This is a genomic window from Bremerella sp. P1 (assembly GCF_028748185.1).
Taxonomy (GTDB): Bacteria; Planctomycetota; Planctomycetia; order Pirellulales; family Pirellulaceae; genus Bremerella.
In genome coordinates this window covers 453626-478634 of sequence record NZ_CP118164.1, presented here as the reverse complement: position 1 = coordinate 478634, position 25009 = coordinate 453626, and the positions used below count along the sequence as shown (strand labels likewise).

Genomic DNA, 25009 nt, shown 5'->3' with positions numbered 1-25009 from the left:
TAGGCCATGCCTTATTGAAGTGGTGTCGTTCGATCGGTCCAAGGATCCGTGGCTTGCAGTTCCGCCAGATGGACCTTCGTAAAGAAGAGAATATCTTTCAAGCAATTCGAGCGAGGGTCGACCAACAGTTCGGTCCCTTCCAAGGCGTTGGGCTTGCCTGCAAAGAAGACCGTTCGGTCTTTGGCATCGCTCATGTTCTTCTGGCGAATCTTGTCAATCGTGCTGAAGATACGCTTCGCATCGCTGAAGCTGGTGCGGTCTCCCTCGCCAGCAATGATCATGAGCGAAATCTGATTCTTAAGCACAGGCGTTTGCAGTGCACGATTGGCGTTGAAGCCCTTGAACGTCTTTGGTGGCGAGATAAGGATCAGCCCCTTCACGTCCTGTCCCTGCTTGATCGACGGCAGGATCGGCCAGCTCCAGTCTTGGGCAGCGAAATTCAACGCGGCCGTAGCACTGAAATCGCAGCCGATGATTGTAAGCATCTCGATGTTCAAGTTGCCCTTGTTGTTCTCTTGCATCAGGAAGCTTTTCACGGCTTCTAGGTCTTGAGCAACGAACGCATCAAAGTCGCTGGCGCGAATGCGGTCCAGGTCAATCTCGACAATCTGGCCGCCTGGCCCTTGGATCGACTTGCTGGCACCATGGCCACGTAGGTCGACCGTCAGCACCGCCAAGCCTTCTTTCTGCATGGCCATCGCCAAGCCTGTCAGGTCTTTCTGGCTTCGTTCCCAGCCTGGCAGCATGATCACAGGGATCGCCTTCTTGCCGAGATTGCTTCCGAAGTATGTTCCGTGAATGATCACGCCATCTTTCGTGGTCACCGTTACGGCTTCCGGTGGCGGAATATCTTTTCGCACGGCAGGCTTAGCCGGAGGCTGAGCTTGGACGATCGAGAGGTCAAGGATCGACATTGCGCACAGCGCGACGAAAAGCGAGAGAATTTGCAAACGCATCTTGGCTGGATGGGTTGAAAGGTCGGATTCGGAAAAGGACGTCTAAGCGACGCAACGTAAGTCCGTATTTGACTTTACTAAATGTTAGACGCAGTTTACCGGCCGGTCAAATTTTCGGGCAACTTGCTTCCCGAGTTAGTTGGCAACAAAGGTCTCATCCAGCATCAAGTCTTCTCGGACGTTGTACTTGTAGAAGTTACGGGCAATTCGGTGCGAGAGCAGGCGTAGAAACGAATCTCGGAACTCTCGTTCGCTTTGCGAGGTTGAGCCTAGGCCGTTTACAGGGAATTCGATCGGCCTTGGTGTGTCCTGGAAGACGAGTTTGCCGTCATGATTGATATCGTAGACAGAGACGACATATTCGGCGGAACCCTTGTAAACGCCAGGATTCGGTTGGATCTCGAAGCGTGACAGGTCGATGGCGACGACCATGTCGGCTTTCAATGCCTTGCCGGCCTCGCGGTAATCCATGTTGTCCCAGCCGCTGCGGTCCTTCCAGTCATCAATTTTTTGCTGAGGAATGACCTTCACTTCGTCGCCGTTGGCCAGAATCAGGGCCTCGACTCGCTCAGCAAGGCGGCGCGAGGTCGAATTCTCGGAGTAGAACGAAGGGCCAGCCACACACAGAACGGCGACCTTTTTCTCGGACAGTCCTTTGAAATTGGCCGGTGCGTAGTCCCCCTTCTGCAGTAAAACGGCCAAGAGGCCGACGCAGCCACTGTTGCCAACAAGTAGCAAGCAGATCAGCCCAAGCGGCAGGATACCGGAAAAAATCTGGGGCGAAAGTCGATACCGTCCTTGGCTCATGACTTGGTTCATCCGTGGTGATCTATCAAATGGCTTGCCTCGTGCAAGCCAGGTATATGTCAAAGGTTGAGTCTTACGATCCAATCTCCCAGAGTGACAGCCACGACCAGGATCGTGATCGTGATCAGTACTGCGTCACTAGGAGCCGCGACGGTGAGCCTGCCCAGGAAGGCCGAACTCAACATCCACGGGGCGAGGAAAAGAGCAATCAGCCCTAGCAGGCAGCCGGCGGTGTTCGCCTTGAGCGAGCCCCACACGTTCCCTTTCATCAGGTGCGACCAGCTTGTGGTCATCCCGCACGAAGGGCATCGCATACCGGTCAACTGCACCAGCGTACAAGGCGGAAGCCCCAGCTGCTGATGCGTTCCCATTCCTCGAACGCTAGGAGTCAGCCAGGCAGCGGTAGCCAGTAGTATGGCTAAAATACCGCCTCCAATTCCCATGAGGATTCGCTGATACCAACGAAGTGGTGAAATGGTGGCCGCTTCAGCCATGACACAATTACTCTTCCATCGGGCGCGAACGATACCGAAAACCAGCAAACCAAACAAGTCAAGATTCGCATTCTCGATGCTATCACGGATTCCGAAAGCTAGAAAGGCGAGTCAATGTTTCATCGACGGCACGATGTGCTATCACTTCTGACTCTGAAGATAGCCAAACAGATCGCGAACCTCGGTAGCCGTCAGGTCTTCTAAAAGGCGGTCAGGCATCAACGATTTGTCGATCGCCAGTGGGCCGGCTTCGATTTCGTCACGTGGAATGACGAGCGCCGGATTGTCCGCGTTTTGGAGGGTGATCGTCTTGTCGTCCTGGTTTTTCAGAAAACCTGACAGCACACGTCCGTCGATCGTCAGGACGCGGTAGTTGGTGTACTCTTCTCGGATCGCAGCACTCGGGTCGACGATCGAAAGAAGCATGAAGTCGAGATTGGTCCGTTCGTAGCCTGTCAGGTCAGGTCCGATGTCCGCTCCTTCACCGTGCAGCTTGTGGCAGGTCCCACATCGCTTGGTGAACAGCTGCTTTCCTTGCGAGGCAGTCCCCTGGCCCGTCTTCAATAAGGTTGCTACTTGTTCAAGCTGTAGGGCCAGTTCTGCCGGGGTTGCCCTGGTCGCTCCCCAAAGCTTGGCGATTCGCTCGTTCAGTTTTTCATCGCCATGTAGTTTCAAATTCTCCAGCAGGTCCACCGATACGGCCTGCTGCGATACTTGTTTGGCTTCGATCGCATCGAGTAGCTGATGGGCAGCCGCTGGGCGTGATGTGACGTTGTCGATGATTGCCGACTGAATCGCTTCTGGCTCGTCGGGGTAACGTGTGAGCAATTGCTGTGCGATGTTGGTATCGTCGAATGATCCTAAGGAGCTGATCGCGGCAATGCGGATGGCCTGAGGTGCCGTCGAGGTTGCCAGCTTCAGGAGTGCGGTTCGTGCTTCCTTTGAGCCGACCTGCCCAAGCAGCTGAATGAATTTCACGCGTTCTTTCTGGGGTGTCTTCTCGTTGGTGATTTTGGCAATCGCCGTTTGTTCCGCCTCGCCCTGCCCTGCTCGAACCAGCAACGCCAATTGGGCCGATGAGCTTCCCGACGCCGAGGCAACAATCGCTTCGCGCAATTCCTCAGGCAGACGCTCAATCTTTCTGCCGGTGAACGCTTCATCGACCGATTCAAGCAGTTTTGTGCGAAGTGCCGCGTCGTCGGTGGCTTGAATAAGCTGAGCCAGTTTGAGCAAACTTCCGGCATCGGCTACCGCGGCCAGACGCTGAGCAAGACGCGGCAAGAGAATCTGGCCGCCGATCTGAGTGGTGGATAGCGAGCTGGCCAGATCGGTCACCGAAAGGGACGAGTCGTCAGCATGCGATTCGATCGCCCACCAGGTTAATAGTGGAATGTGCGGATCGGATGCCAATTCGTCGCGTGAAGCGAGTCGTTGAGCCATTTCCAGGCCCACGGGGCCGGGGATTCGTTTTGCTGTCGATGCGAGCTGGCTACACACTTCCAGATGAGTTTCGCTTGATGCCAAGGTAAACAGCGTATCAGACAAAGCTCGTGCCTGGTCTTCTGAGAGAAGTCGAACGCCCCAGATACGAACATAGGGATCGTCATGTACAAGTGCAGCCTTGGCGACTTCTTTGTCGAAATGTCCCAGGGCATGAATCGCCCAAAGTAGCTCGAGCGCGAGCTGCCCTTGAGCCTCCGGTAGTTCTTTAATCAGCGAAGTGGCTGCCGCAGGGTCTCCCTTTTCACGGAGGACTCGCTGCGTGAGTTGTCGCAGTCGCTTGTTAGGGCTGGCCAGTTTTTCAATCAGCTGCTGGGTCGATAGGTCGCGTAGGTTGAAAGGCTTTTGCCCTGTGTATTGGTTTGGCTCGATTCGCCAGATTCTACCGCGTGCGCGATCCCACGTATCGCGAGGATCGACGTGCGTGAGTCGTGTGTCGCACCAATCGACGACATAGACGCATCCGTCGGGGCCGACTTTGATATCGACGGGCCGAAACCAGATGTCGTCGGTAGCCATGACATGGAACTCATCTTCAGTCTGCCAAGTCGATCCATTGGGCAACATCTTGGAGACCGCAACATAGTTGTGAAGCGGAACCGGGGCGATGAGATGCTCATGGTATCGTTTCGGCAACGTGTCACTCTCATACTTGACTAACGTGTGGCTGAACCGCTCGGCCGGTGCGTGTTTCATAGCCGGGAAATAGCCGTACGCGTGTGGGTTGGTCAATGGGCCGTGCTTACCCCAGCTTTTCTGATAGTAGCCGCCTTGGACGTAGTGAAAGCCTCGCGTGTTGCCTCCGTTGTGTCCCGAGTAGAGCCGACCCTTGGCGTCGAACTCGACCGCAAATGTATTGCCGCCTCCTTCGGCAAAGACTTCGAACTGATGGCTCTCGGGATGGTAACGCCAGATGGCCTGTCCTTTGAAATGAACTGGCAATTGTGAAGGGTTCTTCAGTGCGTTCACCGTCGCCCAGCAGGTGCTTCCCTGAGCTCCGTAGAGCCACCCATCGGGACCCCAGGTCAGACTGTTTGCGACGGCGTGGGTGTCTTCCAATCCGAAGCCAGACAGGTGAACCTCGGGATCCGCATCCGGGACGTCGTCTTGATTCTTGTCGGGATAGAACAACAGGTACGGCGGGTTCATCACCCAAACGCCACCCCGTCCTGGCAGCGCGCTGGTAGCGATGTTCAGTCCGTCGACGAATGTTTTGTGCGTATCAAAGGTGCCGTCCCCGTCGGTGTCTTCGTGGATCGTAATCTTGTCGGCACCGCGATCATGATTCGGTGGTGCTGGCGGAACTTTATCGAACACGGCACGCAGGTGTTCGTCGTATTTCACAATCTTCAGGCCTGCGGGAAAAGGATATTGCAGGTATTGCACTACCCACATACGTCCTTTCTCGTCGAAGTTGATGCACACCGGCTGGCGAACTTCCGGTTCGGTCAGTGCGGCTTTAATCGTGATGTCGTCAGGCGTGACGAATGCCTTTTCCGCTTGCTCGGGAGAAAGGGCCGGCACCGAGAAATCGGCCGTTTGCCCGCGTCCCTCAAAGTTGCGGATGTGTTCGCGAACGGCTTCGTTGTTGGCTGCATCGAGAGACTTCGCTTTGCTGCCGTCCTCTTGGCCCCAGGCCGATGAGGCGACACATAGAAGGAGAATGAATTTGGCAGCGATGATCGAGCGGCTTCGGTGCGTCATGGCGATCAGTGGGTAGGAAGAAGACAGGCAGGCTGGAACGATTTCAGTTCTAGCCTGCCTCCGTCCGGAAGTCCAGTTCTAAGTTGATAATTCGATATATCAATTGCCTGGGGACTCGAATTCAACGCCTGCGACGTTTTCATCTGGAATCCAAACGGTTTCCCCGTCACCCGTATCCACTACGAGATAGCGGGTCGTAACCCTAGCAGGTTTGCCATTAAGATCCACGTTGGGCACATCGGCAACGAGCGTAACGGTTTTCGTAATTCCGCGGTGCAGATCGGTGTCGCGACCGCCGAAAAAGAGGTAATGGCCCAACGGGATGCCGAAGACAAATACGCCGATCATGATGAGAGGGAATAAGAGACCGATAAGGACTTCGAATGCGTCGACAAAGCCGCTGCGTTTGGGCTGATGGTGGCACTTGGCACAGATCCCTCCATACTGTGCGGAAGTGGTTGACAGAATCATGGCCCCGCACTTTTTGCAGGGCGTTTTGTCAGATGGGGACATAGAGAGCCTCCTCGAGGTGAGCGGCCTTGCCCCTGCTGACATCGATTCTAGATCGCCGTAGGAAAATAGGCTCGAATTTGGTTGAAATGCGTGGGGCATGGCGGACTATAATCGAGGCCTGATCTAACTTCTAAGGAGCTTTCATGAAGACCCTGCTTGCCATTGTGATCGTGCTTTCACCTGCCCTCCTGCTTGCCGAAGAGCCCAGTCAGGCTGCGTTCGAGAAGATTAACGCGAAAGTTCAGGTGCGGGATGGGGCTGTCCATTCGTTGTCGGCCAATTGCGATGGCTACACCGACCAGGAGTACCAGCTGATCGGTAAACTGACGACGCTGAAGTCCCTTTCCCTCAGTGGGAAAGACCTGAACGATGAGCAGTTGAAGATGCTCTCGGGATTGAAGAACCTCGAATCGATCATGATCAACGGCACCGTGCTGACTGACGACGGTTACCAGCACTTTACCGCGTTTCCCAAGCTGACGAAGCTTTCGATCTTTCATCCATCGCGCAAGCTGGAAGCATTCAACGGTTCGGGGCTTGCTCATTTGAAAGACTTGCCGGCACTTGAGTCGCTTACGTTCGCCGGGGCAACCGCAGGAGATGAGGCCCTGGAAGCCGTGGGGCAACTGACGCAACTCGAAAGCTTCCGCGAGTGGCACAATACCGAAACGAGTGATGGCCTGAAGCATCTGACCAAGCTGAAGAATCTGAAATCGGTTCGCTTGGGGCAACGACTACCAAACTGGGGAAAAGATACGCCAGCGAGCTTCGACAACGATTCGATCGCAATCCTAGCGAAGATTCCTTCGTTGGAATCGATTGAGTTGACGGAGGCACGATTGAATTACGACGCCGTGGTTCAGCTCAAGGATCTGCCGAATCTAAAGACGATCAAGATCAGCCAAGTGGATATCTCGGAAGCCGATGTCGAGAAACTGAAGTCGGCGATGCCCGGCGTTGAGATCAAATGGGATCCGCTCACCGACGAGCAGGCCGAGATGCTGACCAAGAAGTTGCGGCTGTAGGTAAGCGGCAGTCCTACGGTCGTTCGAGCTTCAACTCTTTGACTTGGTCTTCCCGGACTTGGAGACGCTCGATCGCCGTCGCCTTGCCGGTCTGAGGGTCGACGTCGACGATGGCCCCGTTCAGGCGGACATCGTCCTTGGCGACATCGAACAGCGTTGGTCGAAACGTAACGGTCGTTTCGAGAACGCGATCGATACGTCGTCCGATGATGCTCTCGTGCGGCCCAGTCATGCCGATGTCGCACATGAACGCGGTGCCTCGGGGAAAGATCTGTTCGTCCGCGGTCGCTACGTGCGTATGCGTACCAAGGCAGTAACTGACTCGCCCGTCGAGATGCCGTCCCATCAACTGCTTGTCGCTGGTTGCTTCGGCGTGGAAATCAACGCAGCGGATTTTGATGTCGGATGGAATCTGCGAAAGAACGCGATCGATCGCCGTCCAAGGGCAATCAACCGGACGCATGAAGACTCGTCCCATCACGCTGATGACCGCGACGCGCAAGCCTTCTTTCGACTGGACGATGGCAAAGTCTTTGCCGGGTGCGGCAGTTGGATAGTTGGCCGGTTTGACAATGTTGGGCTGCGACTCAAGGGTCTTGTTCAGTTCCTTGCGCCGATAGATGTGATCTCCCATGGTGATGCAATCGACCCGGGAATCGATCAACTCGCGATGGGCGGCCGGGGTGAGTCCCGAGCCGCCGCATGCGTTTTCTGCATTGGCTACCACCAGGGAAAGGTTGTACTTCTCACGGAGGCCAGGGATGACGTCGCGAGCGATGTCACGACCTACCTTCCCGACGATGTCTCCGATGTGCAGAATCCTCAAGGGAGTCAACCTTTCCGTGATGAGTAATTAGCGAGCGAATTCCGTAAACCGGGACTCGCGGACCATGGTGACCTTGATTTCGCCAGGGTACGTCAGCTGTTCTTCAAACGCCTTGGCGATATCGCGACAAATCTTGGCGGCCATCTCGTCGTTGACTTCCTTGGCCGATGCGATCACGCGAAGCTCGCGACCCGCTTGAATGGCGAAGGCCTGTTCGACACCGTGGAAGCCAGTGGCGATCGACTCGAGCTCTTCCATGCGTTTGATGTATCGCTCGAGCGTCTCGCGGCGAGCACCCGGACGCGAGGCACTACAGGCATCTGCCGTAGCGACCAGCATGGTGTAGGGGTACTCGGTAATGATCTCGTCATGATGACCAAACGCCGCGTGAACCACCTCGGGCGATTCCCCGTGACGCTTCAGCAGGTCAGCACCAATCTTGGGGTGCCCGCCTTCGAGTTCGTGATCCGCCGCTTTACCAATATCATGAAGCAATCCGGCACGCCGTGCAATTTGCGGATCGAGGCCGATCATTTCGGCGAGTAGCCCGGCAATGAAACCGACTTCAATACTGTGACGCAACACGTTCTGGCTGTAGCTGGTTCGGAAGTGGAGTCTTCCCAGCATCTCGATCAGGCGGGGATGCAGCCCCATCACGTTAATTTCGGTGGTCGCTTCTTCCCCCTTTTTCCGAATCGTGGTTTCGATATCGGCCTGGGTTTCTTTGACCACTTCTTCGATACGCGAGGGGTGAATACGGCCGTCGGCGATCAGTTTGTTGAGCGATTGTCGAGCGATCTCGCGGCGGACCGGATCAAAGCCACTGACGATCACCACGCCAGGTGTATCGTCGATGATTACGTCGACGCCGGTTTCCTTCTCGAAGCTGCGAATGTTACGGCCTTCACGACCGATGATTCGCCCCTTCATTTCGTCGCTGGGAATATCGACTGTGCTGGTCGTCGATTCGGCCGTGTGGGCCGCGGCGAAACGCTGCATCGCGGTTAGCAGCATGTCTTGAACGATAGGGCGAACTTCTTCTTCCATCCGTCGCTGGTGCTTCAGCACGATTGCGCCGGTTTCCGATTGAAGTTGTTGGTCGAGAAGCTTCAGCAGTTCGCTCTTGGCTTCTTCGGCGTTGAGGCCGCTCATCCGGTGCAGGCGTTCCTGTTGATCGCGGATGATGCTTTCGAGGTTGGTTGAACGCTTGTCGTTCTCTTCGATTTTTTCCGTTAGTCGCCGCTGTGTAGTCTCGACCATATTCTCTTGCTTGCGCAAGTGAGTTGCTTGTTGTTCGATCGATTCTTCGCGGCGGTCGAGCGACTTTTCGCGTTCGCGGATTTCGTCGCGTTGTTTGGAGAGGTCTTTTTCGGCGTCCGTTTTCTGGCGTAGAGCTTCTTCTTTTGCTTCGAGCAAAGCTTCTTTTTTGAGGTTTTCAGATTCTTGTTTGGCTTTCTCGAGAATCTGTTGGGCCTCGGTCTCCACGTCCTTTTTTCGGAGCCGGTCGAAAAACTTGACGAGCAAAAACGTGCCTATCGCCGCAATTGCCGCTGTCAATGCATAATACAACCCAGTCACGTTCCACTACTCCTGTAGCTGGATGGAATAGCGTTTAACGTGGCAAGTATTTGCAGACGAAAAGATGATGCATCTTCAGTGACGTACCAACGCGATGTCGAGAAGGCCATCGAAGTGCCAGACTTGAAATTCGTTCCCCCGAACGACTAAACCTTGGGCGCAGTATGCCCCATGAAGGTCAGTAGTCAGATCGTTTTCCGGAAGAGTTTCCGGAGCCTGGGCCTGCTCGTTTCGAGGAGCCTTGTCGAGCTCGTTTACAGGCATCATGGGGAAGAAGATGGGCGTCAATTTCCAGCCAACCAATCAGTGGCAAATGAACCACTGCGGTTTCTCGTTGAGAATTTGCGTGTCGCTGGGCCGATTTCGCGCGAACGCGAGCTGGGCTCAAGATTTCAACCTTCCATGGACAAAGCGCCAGAAGGAGCCGTATCAGAAAAAGAAGGAGTAGTTGCACGCTTATCTGCCCTCCGAAAAGCCAATGGGGCTAGAGGATTTACCAATCCGGCACATCGACTGCTTTCCCTAATCGATCGTCTGGCAAACGTGTTTGCCAATCTCGTTAAGCGCTTAGGTAACACAATCGTTGGGCTCTGCGCACAATGGTAGTGCGCCTAACCCGTTCACGTTATATTAACAGAGTTCCCCGTCGGAGGGAAGCATTCATTTTTTTCTTGCGGGAATCGTTCTTAACAATTCAAAATCGGGCTGCTTGCAATTGCTGAATCCGCAAGACACGTCGACATTCCCGCAACGATTTCTCGAAAGCTGGCCACCGGAAGCTTGGCATGGTCGCGTCACGCTCGTCGCCGTGTCTGGCGGGGCTGATAGCATGGCCCTTTTCCGGCTCATGGCCGACTCTCTTGGTTCCGCAGGCCGTGAAAAGCTATGGGTCGTGCATGTGAATCACGGCCTCCGTGGTCAGGCATCGGAGGATGACCAGCGGTTTGTGGTCGAGTCGGCGGAAAGCCTAGGGCTGAACGTTCGCACGCGTTCCCTATCCGCCGATGCCCTTTCGCCTGGGCAAACCGTCGATGGGCTGGAGGCCGCCGCTCGCGCTGCACGCTATGCGTTCTTTGCCGAAGTGGCCCTGGAGGTCGAAGCCCGCTACCTGGTAACAGCGCACCACCAGGACGATCAAATCGAAACGGTCCTGCACCGTATTCTGCGAGGAACAGGTATCGCTGGTCTGCAAGGCATCGCCAAGGCTCGTCAGTGGCTGCCGGGCGTGGGGCTGGTGCGTCCGCTGCTTCCATTTACCCGCAGCGAGATCATCGAGTACCTGGAAGCGATTGGCCAGCCGTGGCGAGAAGATGCCACCAATGCCGGCCAGGATTTTACCCGCAATAAGATTCGCAACGACCTGCTACCGAAGCTTCGCGAAGCGTTCGGCGAGCAGGTCGATCAATCGCTCGCGAGACTTTCGTATCAGGCGGCCGAGTGCCAGGAAGTGATCGATGATCTGGTCGGTGAACTGATGGATGTCGCCGTCACGATTGTCGATCCGAGCGTTGTACGCATCGATCTTCGCAAGTTAAACGGCGTTCGCCCGTACCTCGTGCGCGAACTATTTGTTCGGGTTTGGCGAGAACAGAATTGGCCACGGCAAGAGATGTCGCAGCTTCACTGGCAAAAGCTCAGCGAGCTCGCTTTCGGGCAAGCAGATGCCGTGGCGGACGTCCTGCCAGGGGCAATTCGAGCGGCTCGTGAAGCAGATGTTTTGACTTTGAAACGCTAGACTCTCGCCAGGATAGCCCTAAACGAAAAAGGCGAGCCCCAAATGAGGCTCGCCTTCTGTTTTGAACGCGAGAATCGAAGCTTTTGGAGTTATTCCACAGGACCTTCGACACCACCGGTGTACTGCTCGGTTTCCGATTCTTCGCCGTGCAGCACCACCTGCTTGTAACCACCCTGACTCCAGAAGTAGATCACCAGCAGCAAGTAGCAGAGGCCCATCGTCGCAGGGATGATGGCCGTCCACTTCAATGCCATTCGACCACCGTAGATGTTGGCCGTTTCGATCGTTTCCAGTTCGTGAGTACGTGTTTCTTCGTTCGCTGGTTTGTTGGCTTCCCACCAGGCGTTTAGGGCCTCGGTTTGTTCGGAAACCTTGCCTTCAGCGGTTTCGATTTCCGTACGACGAGCCAGTTCAGCCCCGTCGTCCTTCAGCACACCAACCTTGGCACCGTCCAAAGCGTAAACTTCAGGGAAGAACAGAAACGACTTCTTGCTCTGCGAACGGTATTCTTCAAACAAGGCGTCGTCCAGTTGCTGCATCTTCTGCGTGGCGAAGTAGTCCTGCTTGTAACCGATACCAGGACCACCCAGCAAACCGGCCGAGAGCATCCCGATACCACCCATCACGCCCATGGTGATGGCACCACCGCGTGGGAAGCGTTCGCCGACCACACCAAGCATTGTTGGCCAGAAGAAGGTTTTACCCAAACCGTAAACGGTCGCGGCAGCGATGATCGCCCAGCCAGTGTTGGCGGAACCGAGCCAGTAAAGGCCGCTGCAACCGAAGATCGCACAAACAAACAGCAGACCCAGCGGGTTGATCTGGTGAACGATCGGACCGGCGAAAAATCGCAGGACGAACATGATCGCCGAGGTGTAGATGAACAGGAGGAACGCTTTACCGGAAATCACGTTTTCCATGATGTTCGTGATCCAGCTGTCGGTACCCAGTTCCACGTAACCCACCATCGCGTGAATCACGAACAGGAACAACAACAGTGGCGAAAGGAATTGCAGCAACATTTCCTTGGTGGTCACACCGGCGGCAGCAGCTTCCGATGGTGGGAAGGCTTCCTTCAAGACCATGAAACCGTAGACCAGGGTCGGAATCATGTACATCGCCAGCGGAACTTCCCACGGCAGATGGCTGATCGCAGCATTGTCGCCGCAGAACATGTAGCCAATGATACCGCCGATGATCAGACCAGCCGGCCAGCCAGCGTGCAGGATGTTGAGATAGTGCGTCTTCTCTTTCGGGAAGAGGGTCGCGACCAGCGGGTTGATCACCGCTTCGCAAACACCATTGGCCAGAGCGAAGATGAACACACCGATGTACAAGCACCAGTAAGTGGCGTCTTTACCGGCAATTCCAAACACAGGTGTCGCGGCCAAAGTGATGACCACCGACAAAACGTGCAGCACGAATGCCAGGACCAGCAGCTTCTTGTAGCCCAACAGATTATCCGCCAGGAAGCTGAAGAAGATAATGGTAAAGCCGAAACCAACCAGACCGCCCCCGGTGATCGTTCCGAGTTCCACCTTGGTGAAACCGTAGCGGATGGCCCAGTCGTTCAAAATCCCAGCACGAACACCAAAACCAACCCCCGCGGCGATCAGGGTCATGAAGCTGGCGATGAGAAGTGCCATCCGATGATAAGTCGGGCTGGCAGCGGAAGAATCGTTGGACATGGGAAGAAAATCTCCTACACAAAACTGTGCATAATGGGGGGCAGTATTGACGACCGCTCTTGGTGTGGGCAGTACTAGATCAAGTTTGACCAGTTCATGGGGTGGAACCGGAGAAGACGAGAAAAACGTGAATTAGTGCCTCGCATATAGCGTGGCAGTCCGAGTATACCGACTGATTCATGGAAGTAAACTATTGTCCTGGGGTGATTTCGGGCAAGATTTTCCCTAAGGCGCTAATATTACACAAACGCGTACAGCTTGCCTGGTTTGCCAGTTTTCTCCTCAGGCGATTCGTTGATGTCGCGATCGTCCCAAAGTTGCCGGTCACCTAAATGTCTAGTAACCAACAAGTTGCGGAGCCTCAAAAGCGAGAATTAGTCTGGCTTTTGGTAACGATTGTCGTTTTAGGCGCGCTGGTTCGACTTGGTGCCGCTGTTTGGTGGGAATCGAGGATCCCCGAGGGAGAACGTTTTTTCTTCGGGGATAGTCTCAGCTACGAGGTGTTGGCTCAGCATCTTGCGCGGGGAGAAGACTTCGTCTACGGCGACGCCCAGGTCGCGCGGACGCCTGGTTATCCATTGCTTCTGGCTCCCGTCTATTGGTTTGCCGATCCACCGCCCACCTTTGCGTTGCGATTGGTCGGTATCGTTTGCGGGACGATCACGATTGGGTTGGCGGCGTGGATTGCTCGGATGCTGTTCGATCCGGTCGCCGGCGTACTGGCTGCGATGCTGGTTGCGTTCTATCCCGGAGCCATCGGAATGAGCGTCTTTATCCTGAGTGAGGCCCCGTTTGTTCCGCTGATGCTTTTGAATCTCGGCTGGCTGATTGTTGCGCTGAAAGCAGACGAATCGTCGCGTCGGAAGAAATTCGCAGCCCTATCGGGACTGGCATTCGGGCTGGCCATTTTGATACGGCCGAGTTGGTTGATGTTTCCGCTATTCGCGGCACCGATCGGGCTACTTTTCTACGAAAACCGAAAGCAGCAATTGTTCTCCTACGCAACGGCTGCGGTTGTCGCAGCAATGGTGCTGATGCCGTGGTGGGTGCGGAACTACATGGTGATTGGCAAGTTCGTGCCGACGACCCTTCAGGTGGGGGCAAGTCTGTACGATGGAATCAGCCCCATGGCGACCGGGGCCAGCGATATGAGCTACGTGCCTGGATTCAAACATGATCTGGCTGCTGAAGAAGCGGACCTGGAAGACTCTCTCCCAGGCACGTTTGAATCGCGTCTCGACGAACGAATGAAGCAGGCTGCCATCGATTGGGCCAAGCAAAACCCGGGCAAGGTGATCCAGTTGGCTGGCGTCAAGTTTTGGCGGTACTGGACCCCGGTGGGGAATAATCCAGATGTGATCGGCAAAATGGACATTGTGACCGCTTTGGGCTACCTACCCATCGTTGTGACTGGTTTGCTGGCAACGGTGCTCTATGCCCGACGCATGTGGATCTACTTTCTGCTGGCCTTGCCTCTCTTCTACTTCTGCTTCTTGCACTTGGTATTTGTCAGTTCGATTCGGTATCGCCAGCCGCCAATGCTAGCCCTGGCGATCCTTAGTGCCGGCCTACTGGCTGGCTGGTGGCGAAGTTACTGGAACAAGTCCGCGACGGATTCTCCCAACGAAAACTGAAATCGGGCCGCAGAAAACGGCTGCCAGCATCCAAACCGACGTTTACCCGAAGGCCTGATTCTGCCAAGATTTAGCGACATCTGTCCGTTTGGAAAGGATTCCATCCCGGGTGAGTCAGTTTTTTTCTGCTTCGTATCGCTTCATCAAATGGACCACGTTAATCGTGGCCGTGTTGGCGTGCGCGCTTGGGTTGTACCTCTATCACAACCTGAATAACGAAATTCGTTCGCACGTCGAGAAGAAGTTCGCCAGCCATTACAGCCATCTGTTGGTCTCGGTCCGCTCGGCTCGTTTCATCGAAGGCAAAGGAATCGAGATCCGCGGACTTTCGCTGGCCCAGCGATCGAGTCTCTATCAATCCCAAGAGTTAGTGTCGGTCGACGAGATCATGGTCTACTGCACGACCGATCCTCGTAAGCTCGCATCGGGGGATTTTCAGGTCGACAAGATCGTGGCAAGACGTCCCAGGTTGACGGCAACCATCGATACCGATGGAAGTACCAACTTGAAGCATCTTTTCCCGATGCCCAAATGGGGAGACGACAATCCGGCGATTGAAGTGTTTGATGCGTCCCTATTGCTGGCCGACCGTCGCGGGGGCAACGTCCGACGAATCCTGGACAACGTTGACTTTCAAATCAAAACCGAAGTCGCGCCCGGCATGGGTGAGTACGCCGGACAAACACGTACCCAGAAGCGGATCAAGGCGACCCTCAATTGTCAGAACTGGGAGTCGGCCACGGTAACAGGGTTGATTGACGAAACGGCTAAGACATTCGCCGCCCAGGGCAATATCGCCAACCTCCGGATCGATGATCACCTGTGGGGACTCTGTCCTGGCGAGTGGAAATCGCACATCAAGGACCTCGTGCATCTCGAAGCCACGGCGGATGCTGCGTTTCAGGTTTCTGGCAATTCGTCTGGCCTGACCAACTACCTGGCGACGGTCGATGTGCGTGAAGGAACTTGGAGTGATCCACGAATTCCTGGCACCGTCGAGCGAATCCAGGGCCGTGTCATTGCATCGCCCCCAGGTATTCGCGTGGAGAAGCTGATTGCGTACTACGAGAACGGTTCGGTCAGTGCATCACTCTCGAGAAACGGATGGCAGGCAAACAGCCCGGTCCATGTTTCGGCGACGCTCAAGAATATTACGCTCCATCAAGGCCTGGCCACCATGCTGCCCAGTGGTATGCAGCGAAGTTGGGGCCGCTACCAGCCTTCAGGCACCCTTGATGCTTCTGTGAAGCTTGATTTCAACGGACTGAAATGGGTACCGGAGATTCACGCCAATTGCCGCGGAACGAATTTTGTCTTCGAGGAATTTCCCTATCCGGTAACCGATGCTCGGGGCAAGATCGACTTCAAGGATCGGTTGCTGAACATCGATCTGCTCGCCCACGCCGGCAAGTCGCGGATCGCGATTGTCGGAAGCGTGATGGACCCTGGACCCAACAGCAGCGGACCGGTTCGCGTCCGATCGCTTGATCCGATCCATTGGGATTCGACGTTCGAGCATGCGTTGCATGTGGCTCAAGAAGATGTCTGCAATGTGGCACGTGACTTTCATCTGCAAGGCGCGGCGAACGTTGATTTCACGATCGTCACGCATAGCCAGCCGGAAAGAAAACCGGACAAGTCACTGCGGATGGAAATCATCGATGCCTCGGTCAAATATGAGAAGTTTCCCTACCCCATTTCCAAGATCAACGGCCACATTGTTTGGAAAGATGGCCTTGTCACCATTGAGCAGCTTCAAGGCTACAACGACAGTGGGCACGTCACTTGTCGCGGCACTTGGCAAGAGGTTCCAGGAGACAAGCGTGGTGATCTGAATGTAACGTTTGCTTGTAAAGACGTTCCCCTGGATGACGAACTCAAAGCGGCGATTCCAGGCTCGGCACAGGAAGGTTGGGATCAACTGCGTCCTCGCGGTTCGATCGATCACATGGATGTCCAGTTGCATTGGCCCAACCAGGAAGGTGATTGCGATCTGTGGGTAACTGCTCAGAAGTGGGAACGCAGTCGGAATCTCTCGGGTCGCGCGATCTCGGTCGAGCCGGTCGGGTTTCCTTATGTGCTGGACGAAGTGGTCGGTACTGTCGAGTTTCGTAACGGACAGATCACACTCAATCAGTTGACTGCGCGACACGGTGACGTTCGCGTTTCGACGCAAGGAAGCTGCTACTTTCCCGAAGACCGCCGTTGGCAGGTTCGGTTTGAAGGTCTGCGAATTGAAAACATCGTGGTCGATCGTGACCTACTGTTGGCCGTGCCTGAGAAGCTGGAGAAGTCGCTGCAGCAACTACAGATCGGTCCACTCTTTCACGCCGACGGCGTGGTCGTGCTTTCCAATCCCAACCCAGGCCGCGCGGTTCAGATGAACTGGGATATGACCGTGCACATGGCCGGTGGTCAGATTCGGCGCGGAGCCATCATCAGCAACATTTATGGAGCGATCCGCTTCGAAGGGCAGTCCGATGAGACGGGGGCCCGATCGTTCGGTGAGTTTCATTTAGACAGCGTCACGTCTAACGGCATTCCTCTGTCGAATGTTCGGGGACCATTCTGGATTGATGAAACGCAGTTTCTTACCGGGCGTCATGTGCCACGAACCGAAAGTCAGCCACCTCGGCATGTCACGGCGAATACCTTCGGTGGTGTGATCTCGATTGACAGTCGGATGCAGTTAGCCGGCGCGCAGCCGTTTCAAACAGATATTACGCTGGTCAATGGTACGGTCGGCCAGATGCTCATTGACCTGGGACAGCAAAACCGTGGCCAGACGTCTGGGCGACTTTATGGCAATATCAGCCTGGCAGGTACCTTGGAAGGAACGCATACCTGGGATGGTACCGGGGCGTTGCAGTTGCGCGATGCGAACATGTATCAGCTGCCGCTGGCCGTTGCCATGCTAAACGTTCTCAACGCTCGATTTCCGGATACCAATGCGTTCAACTCCGCGGATATCAAGTACCGCGTCGCTGGCAACTATGTCTATCTGGATGACATGCAGCTTTCTGGCCAGACGTTGGCGCTCAAGGGCAACGGCGAAGCCAATCTGGATGGCCAGATCAGCATGCGGTTCTACACCGAGTTTGGGAATCAGACATTCGACGTGCCGGTTGTCCGCCAGATGATTGGTCAGGCCAGCCGCAATTTAATGGTGATCCATGTGGGTGGTTCGGTCGATAATCCGACGACTGAGCAGGAGATTTTCCCCATGGTCAACGAAACTTTGGAGCAACTTTTTCCTGCGAGAGCCGTACGTCTTCCTATCGGCGCGCCTCCTGCGTCGGACTCGCCGGCGGTCATTCGTCGAGGAAACTCCATTCCTCGCTAGCATGAATGTCCCCTCAGAAGTCTCCTTAAGATGGGGGGAAGACGTGACGATGATATCAGATAGAAGCATTTTTCACGCGGAAATCACCTCGATACGCCTTCATGCATCCGTAGCCGTTTGACTTGATGGTGAGCCTGACCAAGGGTTCACCTTAGAGCACTCCCTTCATCGTCGAAGGCCGTGCCGGCGGGCTATTTCTACCCGCATCGCCTGGGGCACTACGAGGGTCGAAGTTATGAGCGTAGGACCGATGGGGGCTTCGATAGCCAGTTCCGTTGCGGCTACCAATCTAGCCCAGCGCAATTCCTCGGACGTCTCCGGAGCTCAACAGGCAACCAGCAGTCATGCTCGAGTGGTCGAATCGACCGAGAAGGCTGAGAAAGCTGCCGGCATCGGTGACCCGGAAGAAAGCGAAAAAACGTCTGATAGAGACGCCGACGGACGTCGTGCCTGGGAACGCCCCGGCCACGAATCCGATGAACCGGAAGCCGAACTCGAAGGCGACGCTACCTACGATGCGAGCCAGCAAAAAGATCCCACCGGCATCACCGGGCGAGAGATCGACCTGAGCGGCTGAAGCTTCTTCTCTTGTTGCCCCTCAGCGGAAAGCCTTTGGGGGGATGCTATGTGTTTAACAGGTAACGACTTAGCTGCTTGCGATGGTGGGTGGAGAGTATCCTGGCTGCCATCGACTCTTCATGATCCGGTCCCATTCTGGGGCGGAAATAATGCCTTGCGAATTTGCCACCAAGGGCGAACGGTCTTAACGTTTCAGGCCTCTTCACGGTAGGATAAGGACTTCACTGCATCGATCACTTTGCACTGCTGCCTGGGAACCTGATGTCGCAACTGCGTTTTACCAAGATGCACGGAGCCGGAAACGACTACGTGTATGTCAATTTGTTTGAAGAACAGCTTCCGGCCCCGCCCGAAAAGCTGGCTCCTTTGGTTTCGGATCGTCATTTCGGAATTGGGGGCGATGGCCTGATCTTGATCACGCCGTCCGAAGTCGCTGATGCCCGGATGCGGATGTTCAATGCAGACGGCTCGGAAGCCGAAATGTGTGGCAACGGGCTTCGCTGCGTCGCTAAGTACGTCTACGACCATGGCATCGCGAAAAAGGACCAGCTATCGCTGGAAACGGGGGCTGGTGTGCTTTCGGTGCAGTTGGAAACCGACGGCGATTTGGCCAAGCGTGTCACCGTGAACATGGGCGAGCCAATCCTCGACGCCTCGAAGATTCCCACAACCTTCGGTGAAAGCCCGGTCGTCAATCAACGTCTGGAAGCCGGCGGACGCGAATTTGAAGTAACGTGCGTTTCGATGGGCAATCCGCACTGCGTCATCTTCGTTGATAAAGCCGATGACGACTTGGTCTTGAAGATCGGTCCGCAGATCGAGAAAGCGGCCCAGTTCCCTGCTCGGGTCAACGTCGAGTTCATCGAGATCATCAGTCCCACCGAAGTGCGTCAGCGTACTTGGGAACGTGGCAGTGGTGAAACGCTGGCCTGTGGCACCGGCGCTAGTGCCGTATGTGTCGCTGGCGTACTGACCGGCAAGTTAGAGCGACGGATCCTGAATCATCTCCTGGGTGGTGATTTGGAACTGCACTGGAACGAGTCCGACAATCACGTTTATATGACGGGTCCAGCCGAAGAAGTATTCAGTGGGATCTGGCCAATCCCTGACGGCGTGCCGCTTTATTCGCAACTCGCCTAAAGTTGAACCCACTGCAAAAGGCAAGGAAGCCATGCGAAAAACTCATCCTCCCTGGATTGCCCGTACCGGTGGCGCGGCCCTGGTGACGATGGTTAAATCGATGATGAGTTCGCTCGATGTGCGAGCGATGTACGTTCAGGCCCAGAACGATCCGGCGAATCCCTTCTGTCCGCGGCGAGGGATCTACATCTTCTGGCACGAGTACATCATCATTCCCTTTGCCTTGCGTGGGCACTGCAACCTGTCGATGCTTTTAAGCCGACATCGTGACGCCGAGTGGCTGGCCCATGCGGCTTCAATCATGGGATTTGGTACGGTACGTGGTTCTTCCAACTGGGGAAGTATCGCCGCGCTGAAGGAACTGATCAAGGTTTCGCGTACCCAGCACTTGGCGATCACGCCAGATGGACCTCGAGGCCCACGCCGTGAAATGGCTCAAGGTCCGATCTATCTCGCCTCCAAATTGCAGATGCCGATCATACCGATGGGCTTTGGGATGGACCGACCCTATCGACTCGGAACGTGGGATAAGTTTGCTATCCCCCGCCCTTTCAGCCGAGCCCGCATGATCATGGGACAGGCCATCGAAATCCCTCGTAGGGTTTCCAAGGAAGACGTCGAGTTTCATCGCGTCGAAGTGCAGCGTGTTCTCAATCACCTGACGGTCGCCGCGGAAAAGTGGGCTGAGTCACACCTGCCCGGCGAGAACGAAGTCTCCTTCTTTGCAACGGCCACCCCGCTTGAAAAGCAAAAGGAAACTTCCGCCAAAGGTCGCTTTTGGCTCCAAGCCGCGCAGCGCGACTATCTCGTAGCCAAGCCGACGGTCGAAGTACCTAGCGCAGAACAAGCCGAGCCCACGATCTTGCCGTTTCGCTCGGCTTCGTAGCAAATGCTAATTAGCGGCTGAGCTTGGGCGAACCCCAGACCGACCAGCATCCGCGAATGTTGTTTTCGCCCGTCTCGGTGATCAATTCCAACTTTTTGATGCCGCTGACGTCGATGTCTACGTTCTCGACATTGGTCGTTCGCAACTTGTCGGAACGGTACAGTTCTTTGCCGTCGCCTTTGACGATAAAGATCGCCGATGCCCCTCGCTGGGTACCTGCTTGCATGCCGGCTACCGCCGTGAATCGCTTCCACTCGCCGTTAAGGTCAAAGGTGAACTCGGACGGTGCGTGAGCGTAAAATCCCTTGGCATGAAACTGACCACCAGGTCGGAGAAAGAAACCACCGTCCTGGCGACTCCGAAGTGGCAAATAGCTATTACGTGTTGGACGGCCGTAGCCCACCTTGGCGCTCATGGCTTCGACATCGGAGAGAAACGCGTCGCCTTCGGAGATCTCGCTCAGTTCGACTGGCTTCGCGCTGGCGTCGAATGCCAGAACGTATTCGAGCATCGGTTGCAGTTGCGATTTTGGATTCGCTTTCAGGTACTCCTGGGCGAACTGACGGGCCTGCGAAATGTTGCCGGCGAGCATCTCCTTTTCGAGCGAGGCAATCGCCAGGCCATCTTTCAGCGGCAGGACATCCGGTTCGCCTTGCTTGTTGGCTGTAAACGGATAGCTCACGTCGTTGGTCGCTCCGTTAGCATGGCAGAAGCTTAGCCGCAGAGCGTTGTTGCCCGGCTTGTGCACATCGAGCGTGACCTCGAATGTTCCATCCGGGGCGACTTCGGAAGTCCATTGGTAAGCGTCGTAGTTATTGCCCCCTTCCGCGTCGCTGTAGGCGATGACGGCGAAGGGTTCGACATTCGATTTAACTTTCCCGCGGACGGTCATTGCTTTGCCGTTTCCGCTGAACTCGATGTCGGTGACTTCAAGGCTGGTCCGCTCGAATCGCTGCTTGTTGCTTTGCGTCAGTAGCGGGTGACACATCATCCGTGTCGCACTGGCCAAGGTCATGAAGCTTCCCTTCTTACCGACCAGTTCGGCTCGATAGGTGTAGTTGCCTGAGCCCATCAGCGCGGTTCCCTTCGACCGCTCGGAAGGTAGCTCGCGGTTATGTGGCAGGCTCAAGCCATGCCCCAGTTCGTGGGCCATGCCCCCGATGAAGACCGTATTGAAGTCTGCCAGCGAACGTTGTTGATCGCGGTTGTGTTCGTTGTAGCGAAAGACTTCATCTTTCTTGGTCAGATTCAGCGTGTCGAGCATTTCGCAGTCGGCCGCAAAGCAGATCCCGCGAACCTGGTTCGCCCCACCCAAACCGTAATAGGGCGAGTAGATTTTGTAGCGGCCATCTTCCTGCTTGTCGCACAAAGCACACAGAATCAGGAGGAACTCGCGATCGGGATCGACCTTGCCTCGCAGTTGGTGGCCGATCTCGCGAAGGATTTTTCGCCCGTAGGAACCGTCGTAGCCGTACCCGTCGTGGTTCTCGGCCCCTTGGACCATGTGGATCTTTACCTCGTCTCCATCCATCTCGACCGGGAGTGGAGAGTTGGTCAGGCCGATTCTGGCGAACTCGGTGTCGTAAAAGTCCTTGATATCGAGAACCATCCGATTCACGCGCGCGCGGTAGTTGGCCTGCGGATGGCGGTCGGCGGGATAGAAGTAGACGACTCGCAGCTTGAGGTCTTCCTTCGGTGCATCTTGGTGGAACGCTCGCACACGTGCCTGAAGCGATTTAGCTACCGACGACTGATCGGCCTGACAGACTCCGCCAGCGGTCAGAATCAAACAAAATGCGAGAACGTATTTCAGCATGGGGAAGGAATCCTGGGGAGGTTGGTAGGAAGGCAGGCTGCGCACATTTATATATTAGCCTGCGGGGCTGATTCTGTCGTCCCTCACTTGGTGCCGGACCTTCCGATTTCCCAAAAACTGTTCTATCATCGAGACCTCGCACGCTGCGTAAGAAACCGATTTTTTTCAAAGTTTTACGATCGACATGGACGCCGAAGACGCACAATGGGATGGTCCCGGCGAGAAGCCGCCGGTGTTATCTGTTTCGCAGCTGACGGCCCTGATTCAGGGAACGCTGGAAATGGCCATACCGCCGGTGTGGGTTTCCGGCGAAATCTCGAATCTATCGCAGCCGCGCTCGGGGCACGTTTATCTGACGCTCAAGGATGACGATGCCCAGATCCGGGCCGTCATCTGGCGCAACACAGCCGCCAAGCTTCCCTTTGAATTGGAAGATGGCCAGGAAGTCTTGTGCCATGGCCAGTTGGATGTCTATCCGCCGCGCGGAAGTTATCAACTGGTTATCCGCGAGATCGAACCGCGCGGTGTCGGTTCGTTGCAGCTCAAGTTGCGACAGCTCCAGCAAAAGCTGGCCGCGGAAGGACTCTTCGAGGCAGAACGTAAGCGGCCCATTCCCAAGTTTCCCAAACGCATCGCCTTCGTAACCAGCCCAACAGGTGCCGCCGTTCGTGACTTTCTGGAAGTGATGAATCGGCGGTGGCGTAATGTCGAGGTGTTGATCATCCCGGCCCGCGTTCAAGGGGAAGGAGCCGCCGCGGAAATCGCTGCCGGTATCAAGCGAGCCAATCAATTGGCGATCAAACCGGACGTGCTAGTGGTGGGACGTGGCGGCGGAAGCATGGAAGACTTGTGGTGTTTCAACGAAGAAATCGTCGTGCGGGCCATCGCCGAATCAGGGATTCCGACCATCTCGGCCGTGGGGCACGAAATCGACGTCACCTTGGCGGACTTCGCGGCTGATAAACGTGCGTTAACACCCAGCGAAGCAGCCGAATTGGCCGTGCCGTCGATGCCGGAAATTCAAGATCGCTTGAGTGGGATGCAGTCGCGTTTGGCAACTGGTCTGAGGGCAACCTACGACCGTGCGGCAGCGAAGGTAGAACTACTTTCCCGCAGCCGAGTGTTTACCCATCCGTTCGAGATGATACACGACCACCAGCGCACGCTCGACGAACTGGATACCGCGGCGACCCGGGCTATGCATCAGCGATTGCAGCAGGCCCAGGAAGCGTTGGCGCGACGGGCCGCTCAACTCGAGGCCATGTCGCCTCTGGCGGTGCTTTCGCGAGGGTACTCGGTGACGCTCAGTGCGGACGAGGAGGTTCTGCGCGATCCGTCTCAAGTGCAGCCGGGGGACGAAATTGAAACCATACTGGAAAAAGGCCGCATCCGAAGCCGCGTCCAGTGACATCCAACAAGGAACGACCATTGGCTAAGAAGAAGCAAAGCGAAGAACAAGCGCCCCCGAATTTTGAAGAAGGGCTGGCGGAACTGCAGCAAATAGTCCAGCAGCTAGAAGCAGGACAGTTGGGCCTGGACGCGGCGCTGGAAAAATATCAGCGTGGAATCGAGGTCCTCAAGCAGTGTCATGGCGTTCTGAAAACGACCGAACGAAAGATCGAACTTCTTTCCGGCGTCGATGCGGAAGGAAACCCCGTTACCCAGCCGTTTGAGGACGAGGAAATGTCGCTCGACGAGAAGGCCCAATCGCGGGCTAAACGCCGGGGAAGTTCCAAGAAATCTGAGGGTAAATCAAGCTCGGATATCGTGGACGACGAACGCAAGTTGTTCTAAAATCGTATGTTGCAGCGGGATGCGGCTCGGAGGCCGCGATAGTACCATGCCGCGATTGCCCAAATTCCCCACGACAATCCAGGATTGAGAATGGCCGAAGTGTCGACCGAGACCTTTCGGGAAGTTTCCGACCGACTCCGCCCCGAAATCGACGCGGCTCTGACCCGACTGACGGAGTTCGACCAAGATTGCCCCGAACGCCTGCGCGAAGCGATTCGCTACAGTCTGCTCGCGCCGGGTAAGCGGTTACGACCCGTCTTGGCGTTGCTGGCCGCCGAAGCATGCGGTTCTCAAAGCAGTACAGCGATTGTCCCGGCATGTGCAGTCGAGATGATCCATGCGTATTCATTGATCCATGATGACCTGCCGGCCATGGATGACGATGACCTGCGACGCGGGCGTCCGACTTGCCATCGCCAGTTCGACGAAGCGACGGCCATCTTGGCTGGCGATGCCCTCCTGACGCGGGCCTTCGACATATTAGCGACCGAAATCGCCGATGCGGAGCAATCTCGGCGATGTCTTCGCGAATTAACTCATGCCGCCGGTGCCAGCCAATTGGTCGGTGGGCAGGTGGACGATCTCCGTTTCGAGAAACTCGAAGGAACGGCCGATGACCTGGCAGCCATCCATCGGCGAAAAACGGGAGCGATGATCACCGTTTCGCTTCGCCTGGGCGGGATCGCTGCGGGAGCGGACGAGGCCCTGTTAACACTTTTGACCAAGTATGGCGATTGCCTGGGCTTGGCTTTTCAAATCACGGACGACCTTTTAGACGTTCAAGGAGATGAGAAGTCGATGGGCAAACGCGTGGGTAAGGATGCCGACAAAGGCAAAATGACCTTCCCAGGGGTTTGGGGGATTGAAGAGAGCCGTCGAAAAGCGGAACAATTAATCCATCAGGCATGTGAAGCAGCCGCCCAACTCCCCAGTGGAGGCGACCCCCTCATTTCCCTGGCTCACTACGTGCTGGAAAGGAATCACTGATCGC

Annotated in this window: 19 protein-coding genes; 10 read left to right on the top strand and 9 right to left on the bottom strand. The window is 55.7% G+C overall.

Features of this window, described 5'->3' with window-relative positions:
• Positions 1 to 11 precede the first annotated feature (11 nt).
• The 5 genes from PSR63_RS01945 to PSR63_RS01925 all read right to left on the bottom strand — a co-directional run bounded on the left by PSR63_RS01945 (position 12) and on the right by PSR63_RS01925 (position 5932).
• Complete coding sequence (locus PSR63_RS01945; RefSeq protein WP_274330274.1) at positions 12 to 914, bottom strand: alpha/beta hydrolase; 903 nt, start codon at positions 912 to 914, stop codon at positions 12 to 14.
• Between the two features lie 177 nt (positions 915 to 1091).
• The gene (locus tag PSR63_RS01940; RefSeq protein WP_274330273.1) at positions 1092 to 1763 is read right to left on the bottom strand and encodes a hypothetical protein; all 672 of its coding nucleotides are present in this window, start codon (positions 1761 to 1763) and stop codon (positions 1092 to 1094) included.
• Between the two features lie 59 nt (positions 1764 to 1822).
• The gene (locus PSR63_RS01935; RefSeq protein WP_274330271.1) at positions 1823 to 2257 is read right to left on the bottom strand and encodes a DUF2752 domain-containing protein; all 435 of its coding nucleotides are present in this window, start codon (positions 2255 to 2257) and stop codon (positions 1823 to 1825) included.
• A gap of 141 nt (positions 2258 to 2398) precedes the next feature.
• Positions 2399 to 5461 carry a PVC-type heme-binding CxxCH protein gene (locus PSR63_RS01930; RefSeq protein WP_274330269.1) on the bottom strand — a complete coding sequence of 1021 codons (3063 nt, stop codon included), beginning with the start codon at positions 5459 to 5461 and terminating at the stop codon, positions 2399 to 2401.
• 99 nt (positions 5462 to 5560) lie between these two features.
• On the bottom strand, positions 5561 to 5932 hold the full coding sequence (locus PSR63_RS01925) for a hypothetical protein (protein ID WP_274330267.1): 372 nt from the start codon (positions 5930 to 5932) through the stop codon (positions 5561 to 5563).
• 185 nt (positions 5933 to 6117) lie between these two features.
• Between PSR63_RS01925 and PSR63_RS01920 the strand changes: the two genes are divergently transcribed.
• The gene (locus tag PSR63_RS01920) at positions 6118 to 6999 is read left to right on the top strand and encodes a hypothetical protein (protein ID WP_274330265.1); all 882 of its coding nucleotides are present in this window, start codon (positions 6118 to 6120) and stop codon (positions 6997 to 6999) included.
• A gap of 13 nt (positions 7000 to 7012) precedes the next feature.
• On the opposite strand, the gene PSR63_RS01915 is transcribed toward PSR63_RS01920, so the two are convergent.
• Together PSR63_RS01915 and rny are read right to left on the bottom strand one after the other, a co-directional pair.
• Positions 7013 to 7825: a TIGR00282 family metallophosphoesterase gene (locus PSR63_RS01915; protein WP_274330264.1), complete on the bottom strand. Its 813-nt coding sequence runs from the start codon at positions 7823 to 7825 to the stop codon at positions 7013 to 7015.
• 27 nt (positions 7826 to 7852) lie between these two features.
• Complete coding sequence (gene rny, locus PSR63_RS01910; protein WP_274330262.1) at positions 7853 to 9403, bottom strand: ribonuclease Y; 1551 nt, start codon at positions 9401 to 9403, stop codon at positions 7853 to 7855.
• Between the two features lie 709 nt (positions 9404 to 10112).
• On the opposite strand from rny, the gene tilS reads away from it, so the two are divergent.
• Positions 10113 to 11138 carry a tRNA lysidine(34) synthetase TilS gene (tilS, locus tag PSR63_RS01905; protein ID WP_274330260.1) on the top strand — a complete coding sequence of 342 codons (1026 nt, stop codon included), beginning with the start codon at positions 10113 to 10115 and terminating at the stop codon, positions 11136 to 11138.
• Between the two features lie 89 nt (positions 11139 to 11227).
• Here tilS and PSR63_RS01900 read toward each other — a convergent pair whose 3' ends face one another.
• Positions 11228 to 12826: an MFS transporter gene (locus PSR63_RS01900; protein WP_274330258.1), complete on the bottom strand. Its 1599-nt coding sequence runs from the start codon at positions 12824 to 12826 to the stop codon at positions 11228 to 11230.
• 332 nt (positions 12827 to 13158) lie between these two features.
• Between PSR63_RS01900 and PSR63_RS01895 the strand changes: the two genes are divergently transcribed.
• From PSR63_RS01895 to PSR63_RS01875, 5 genes are all read left to right on the top strand, one after another.
• A complete protein-coding gene (locus PSR63_RS01895) occupies positions 13159 to 14460 on the top strand; it encodes a glycosyltransferase family 39 protein (protein ID WP_274330256.1) in 1302 nt (433 codons plus the stop codon).
• Between the two features lie 109 nt (positions 14461 to 14569).
• Positions 14570 to 17803 carry a hypothetical protein gene (locus tag PSR63_RS01890; RefSeq protein WP_274330255.1) on the top strand — a complete coding sequence of 1078 codons (3234 nt, stop codon included), beginning with the start codon at positions 14570 to 14572 and terminating at the stop codon, positions 17801 to 17803.
• A gap of 235 nt (positions 17804 to 18038) precedes the next feature.
• Positions 18039 to 18380 (top strand): hypothetical protein, encoded by a 342-nt coding sequence (locus tag PSR63_RS01885; protein WP_274330253.1) that lies wholly within the window; start codon positions 18039 to 18041, stop codon positions 18378 to 18380.
• A gap of 263 nt (positions 18381 to 18643) precedes the next feature.
• Complete coding sequence (gene dapF, locus PSR63_RS01880; RefSeq protein WP_274330251.1) at positions 18644 to 19522, top strand: diaminopimelate epimerase; 879 nt, start codon at positions 18644 to 18646, stop codon at positions 19520 to 19522.
• 31 nt (positions 19523 to 19553) lie between these two features.
• Positions 19554 to 20408, top strand: coding sequence for a lysophospholipid acyltransferase family protein (locus PSR63_RS01875; RefSeq protein WP_274330249.1), 855 nt, complete (start codon positions 19554 to 19556; stop codon positions 20406 to 20408).
• Positions 20409 to 20418: 10 nt separating this feature from the next.
• Here PSR63_RS01875 and PSR63_RS01870 read toward each other — a convergent pair whose 3' ends face one another.
• Positions 20419 to 22224, bottom strand: coding sequence for an NPCBM/NEW2 domain-containing protein (locus PSR63_RS01870; protein WP_274330247.1), 1806 nt, complete (start codon positions 22222 to 22224; stop codon positions 20419 to 20421).
• A gap of 184 nt (positions 22225 to 22408) precedes the next feature.
• On the opposite strand from PSR63_RS01870, the gene xseA reads away from it, so the two are divergent.
• The 3 genes from xseA (at position 22409) to PSR63_RS01855 (ending at position 25005) form a co-directional block, all read left to right on the top strand.
• The gene (gene xseA / locus PSR63_RS01865; protein WP_274330245.1) at positions 22409 to 23632 is read left to right on the top strand and encodes an exodeoxyribonuclease VII large subunit; all 1224 of its coding nucleotides are present in this window, start codon (positions 22409 to 22411) and stop codon (positions 23630 to 23632) included.
• A 20-nt stretch (positions 23633 to 23652) separates the two neighbouring features.
• A complete protein-coding gene (gene xseB, locus PSR63_RS01860; protein WP_274330243.1) occupies positions 23653 to 24018 on the top strand; it encodes an exodeoxyribonuclease VII small subunit in 366 nt (121 codons plus the stop codon).
• A 90-nt stretch (positions 24019 to 24108) separates the two neighbouring features.
• The gene (locus tag PSR63_RS01855; RefSeq protein WP_274330241.1) at positions 24109 to 25005 is read left to right on the top strand and encodes a polyprenyl synthetase family protein; all 897 of its coding nucleotides are present in this window, start codon (positions 24109 to 24111) and stop codon (positions 25003 to 25005) included.
• Positions 25006 to 25009 lie beyond the last annotated feature (4 nt).

Excerpts from the sequence above, each read along its gene's own strand:
- PSR63_RS01945 (WP_274330274.1), bottom strand. The coding sequence starts at position 914 with ATGTCGATCCTTGACCTCTCGATCGTCCAAGCTCAGCCTCCGGCTAAG.
- PSR63_RS01940 (WP_274330273.1), bottom strand. The coding sequence starts at position 1,763 with ATGAGCCAAGGACGGTATCGACTTTCGCCCCAGATTTTTTCCGGTATC.
- PSR63_RS01935 (WP_274330271.1), bottom strand. The coding sequence starts at position 2,257 with ATGGCTGAAGCGGCCACCATTTCACCACTTCGTTGGTATCAGCGAATC.
- PSR63_RS01930 (WP_274330269.1), bottom strand. The coding sequence starts at position 5,461 with ATGACGCACCGAAGCCGCTCGATCATCGCTGCCAAATTCATTCTCCTT.
- PSR63_RS01925 (WP_274330267.1), bottom strand. The coding sequence starts at position 5,932 with ATGATTCTGTCAACCACTTCCGCACAGTATGGAGGGATCTGTGCCAAG.
- PSR63_RS01920 (WP_274330265.1), top strand. The coding sequence starts at position 6,118 with ATGAAGACCCTGCTTGCCATTGTGATCGTGCTTTCACCTGCCCTCCTG.
- PSR63_RS01900 (WP_274330258.1), bottom strand. The coding sequence starts at position 12,826 with ATGTCCAACGATTCTTCCGCTGCCAGCCCGACTTATCATCGGATGGCA.
- PSR63_RS01895 (WP_274330256.1), top strand. The coding sequence starts at position 13,159 with ATGTCTAGTAACCAACAAGTTGCGGAGCCTCAAAAGCGAGAATTAGTC.
- PSR63_RS01885 (WP_274330253.1), top strand. The coding sequence starts at position 18,039 with ATGAGCGTAGGACCGATGGGGGCTTCGATAGCCAGTTCCGTTGCGGCT.
- dapF (WP_274330251.1), top strand. The coding sequence starts at position 18,644 with ATGTCGCAACTGCGTTTTACCAAGATGCACGGAGCCGGAAACGACTAC.
- PSR63_RS01875 (WP_274330249.1), top strand. The coding sequence starts at position 19,554 with ATGCGAAAAACTCATCCTCCCTGGATTGCCCGTACCGGTGGCGCGGCC.
- PSR63_RS01870 (WP_274330247.1), bottom strand. The coding sequence starts at position 22,224 with ATGCTGAAATACGTTCTCGCATTTTGTTTGATTCTGACCGCTGGCGGA.
- xseA (WP_274330245.1), top strand. The coding sequence starts at position 22,409 with ATGGACGCCGAAGACGCACAATGGGATGGTCCCGGCGAGAAGCCGCCG.
- PSR63_RS01855 (WP_274330241.1), top strand. The coding sequence starts at position 24,109 with ATGGCCGAAGTGTCGACCGAGACCTTTCGGGAAGTTTCCGACCGACTC.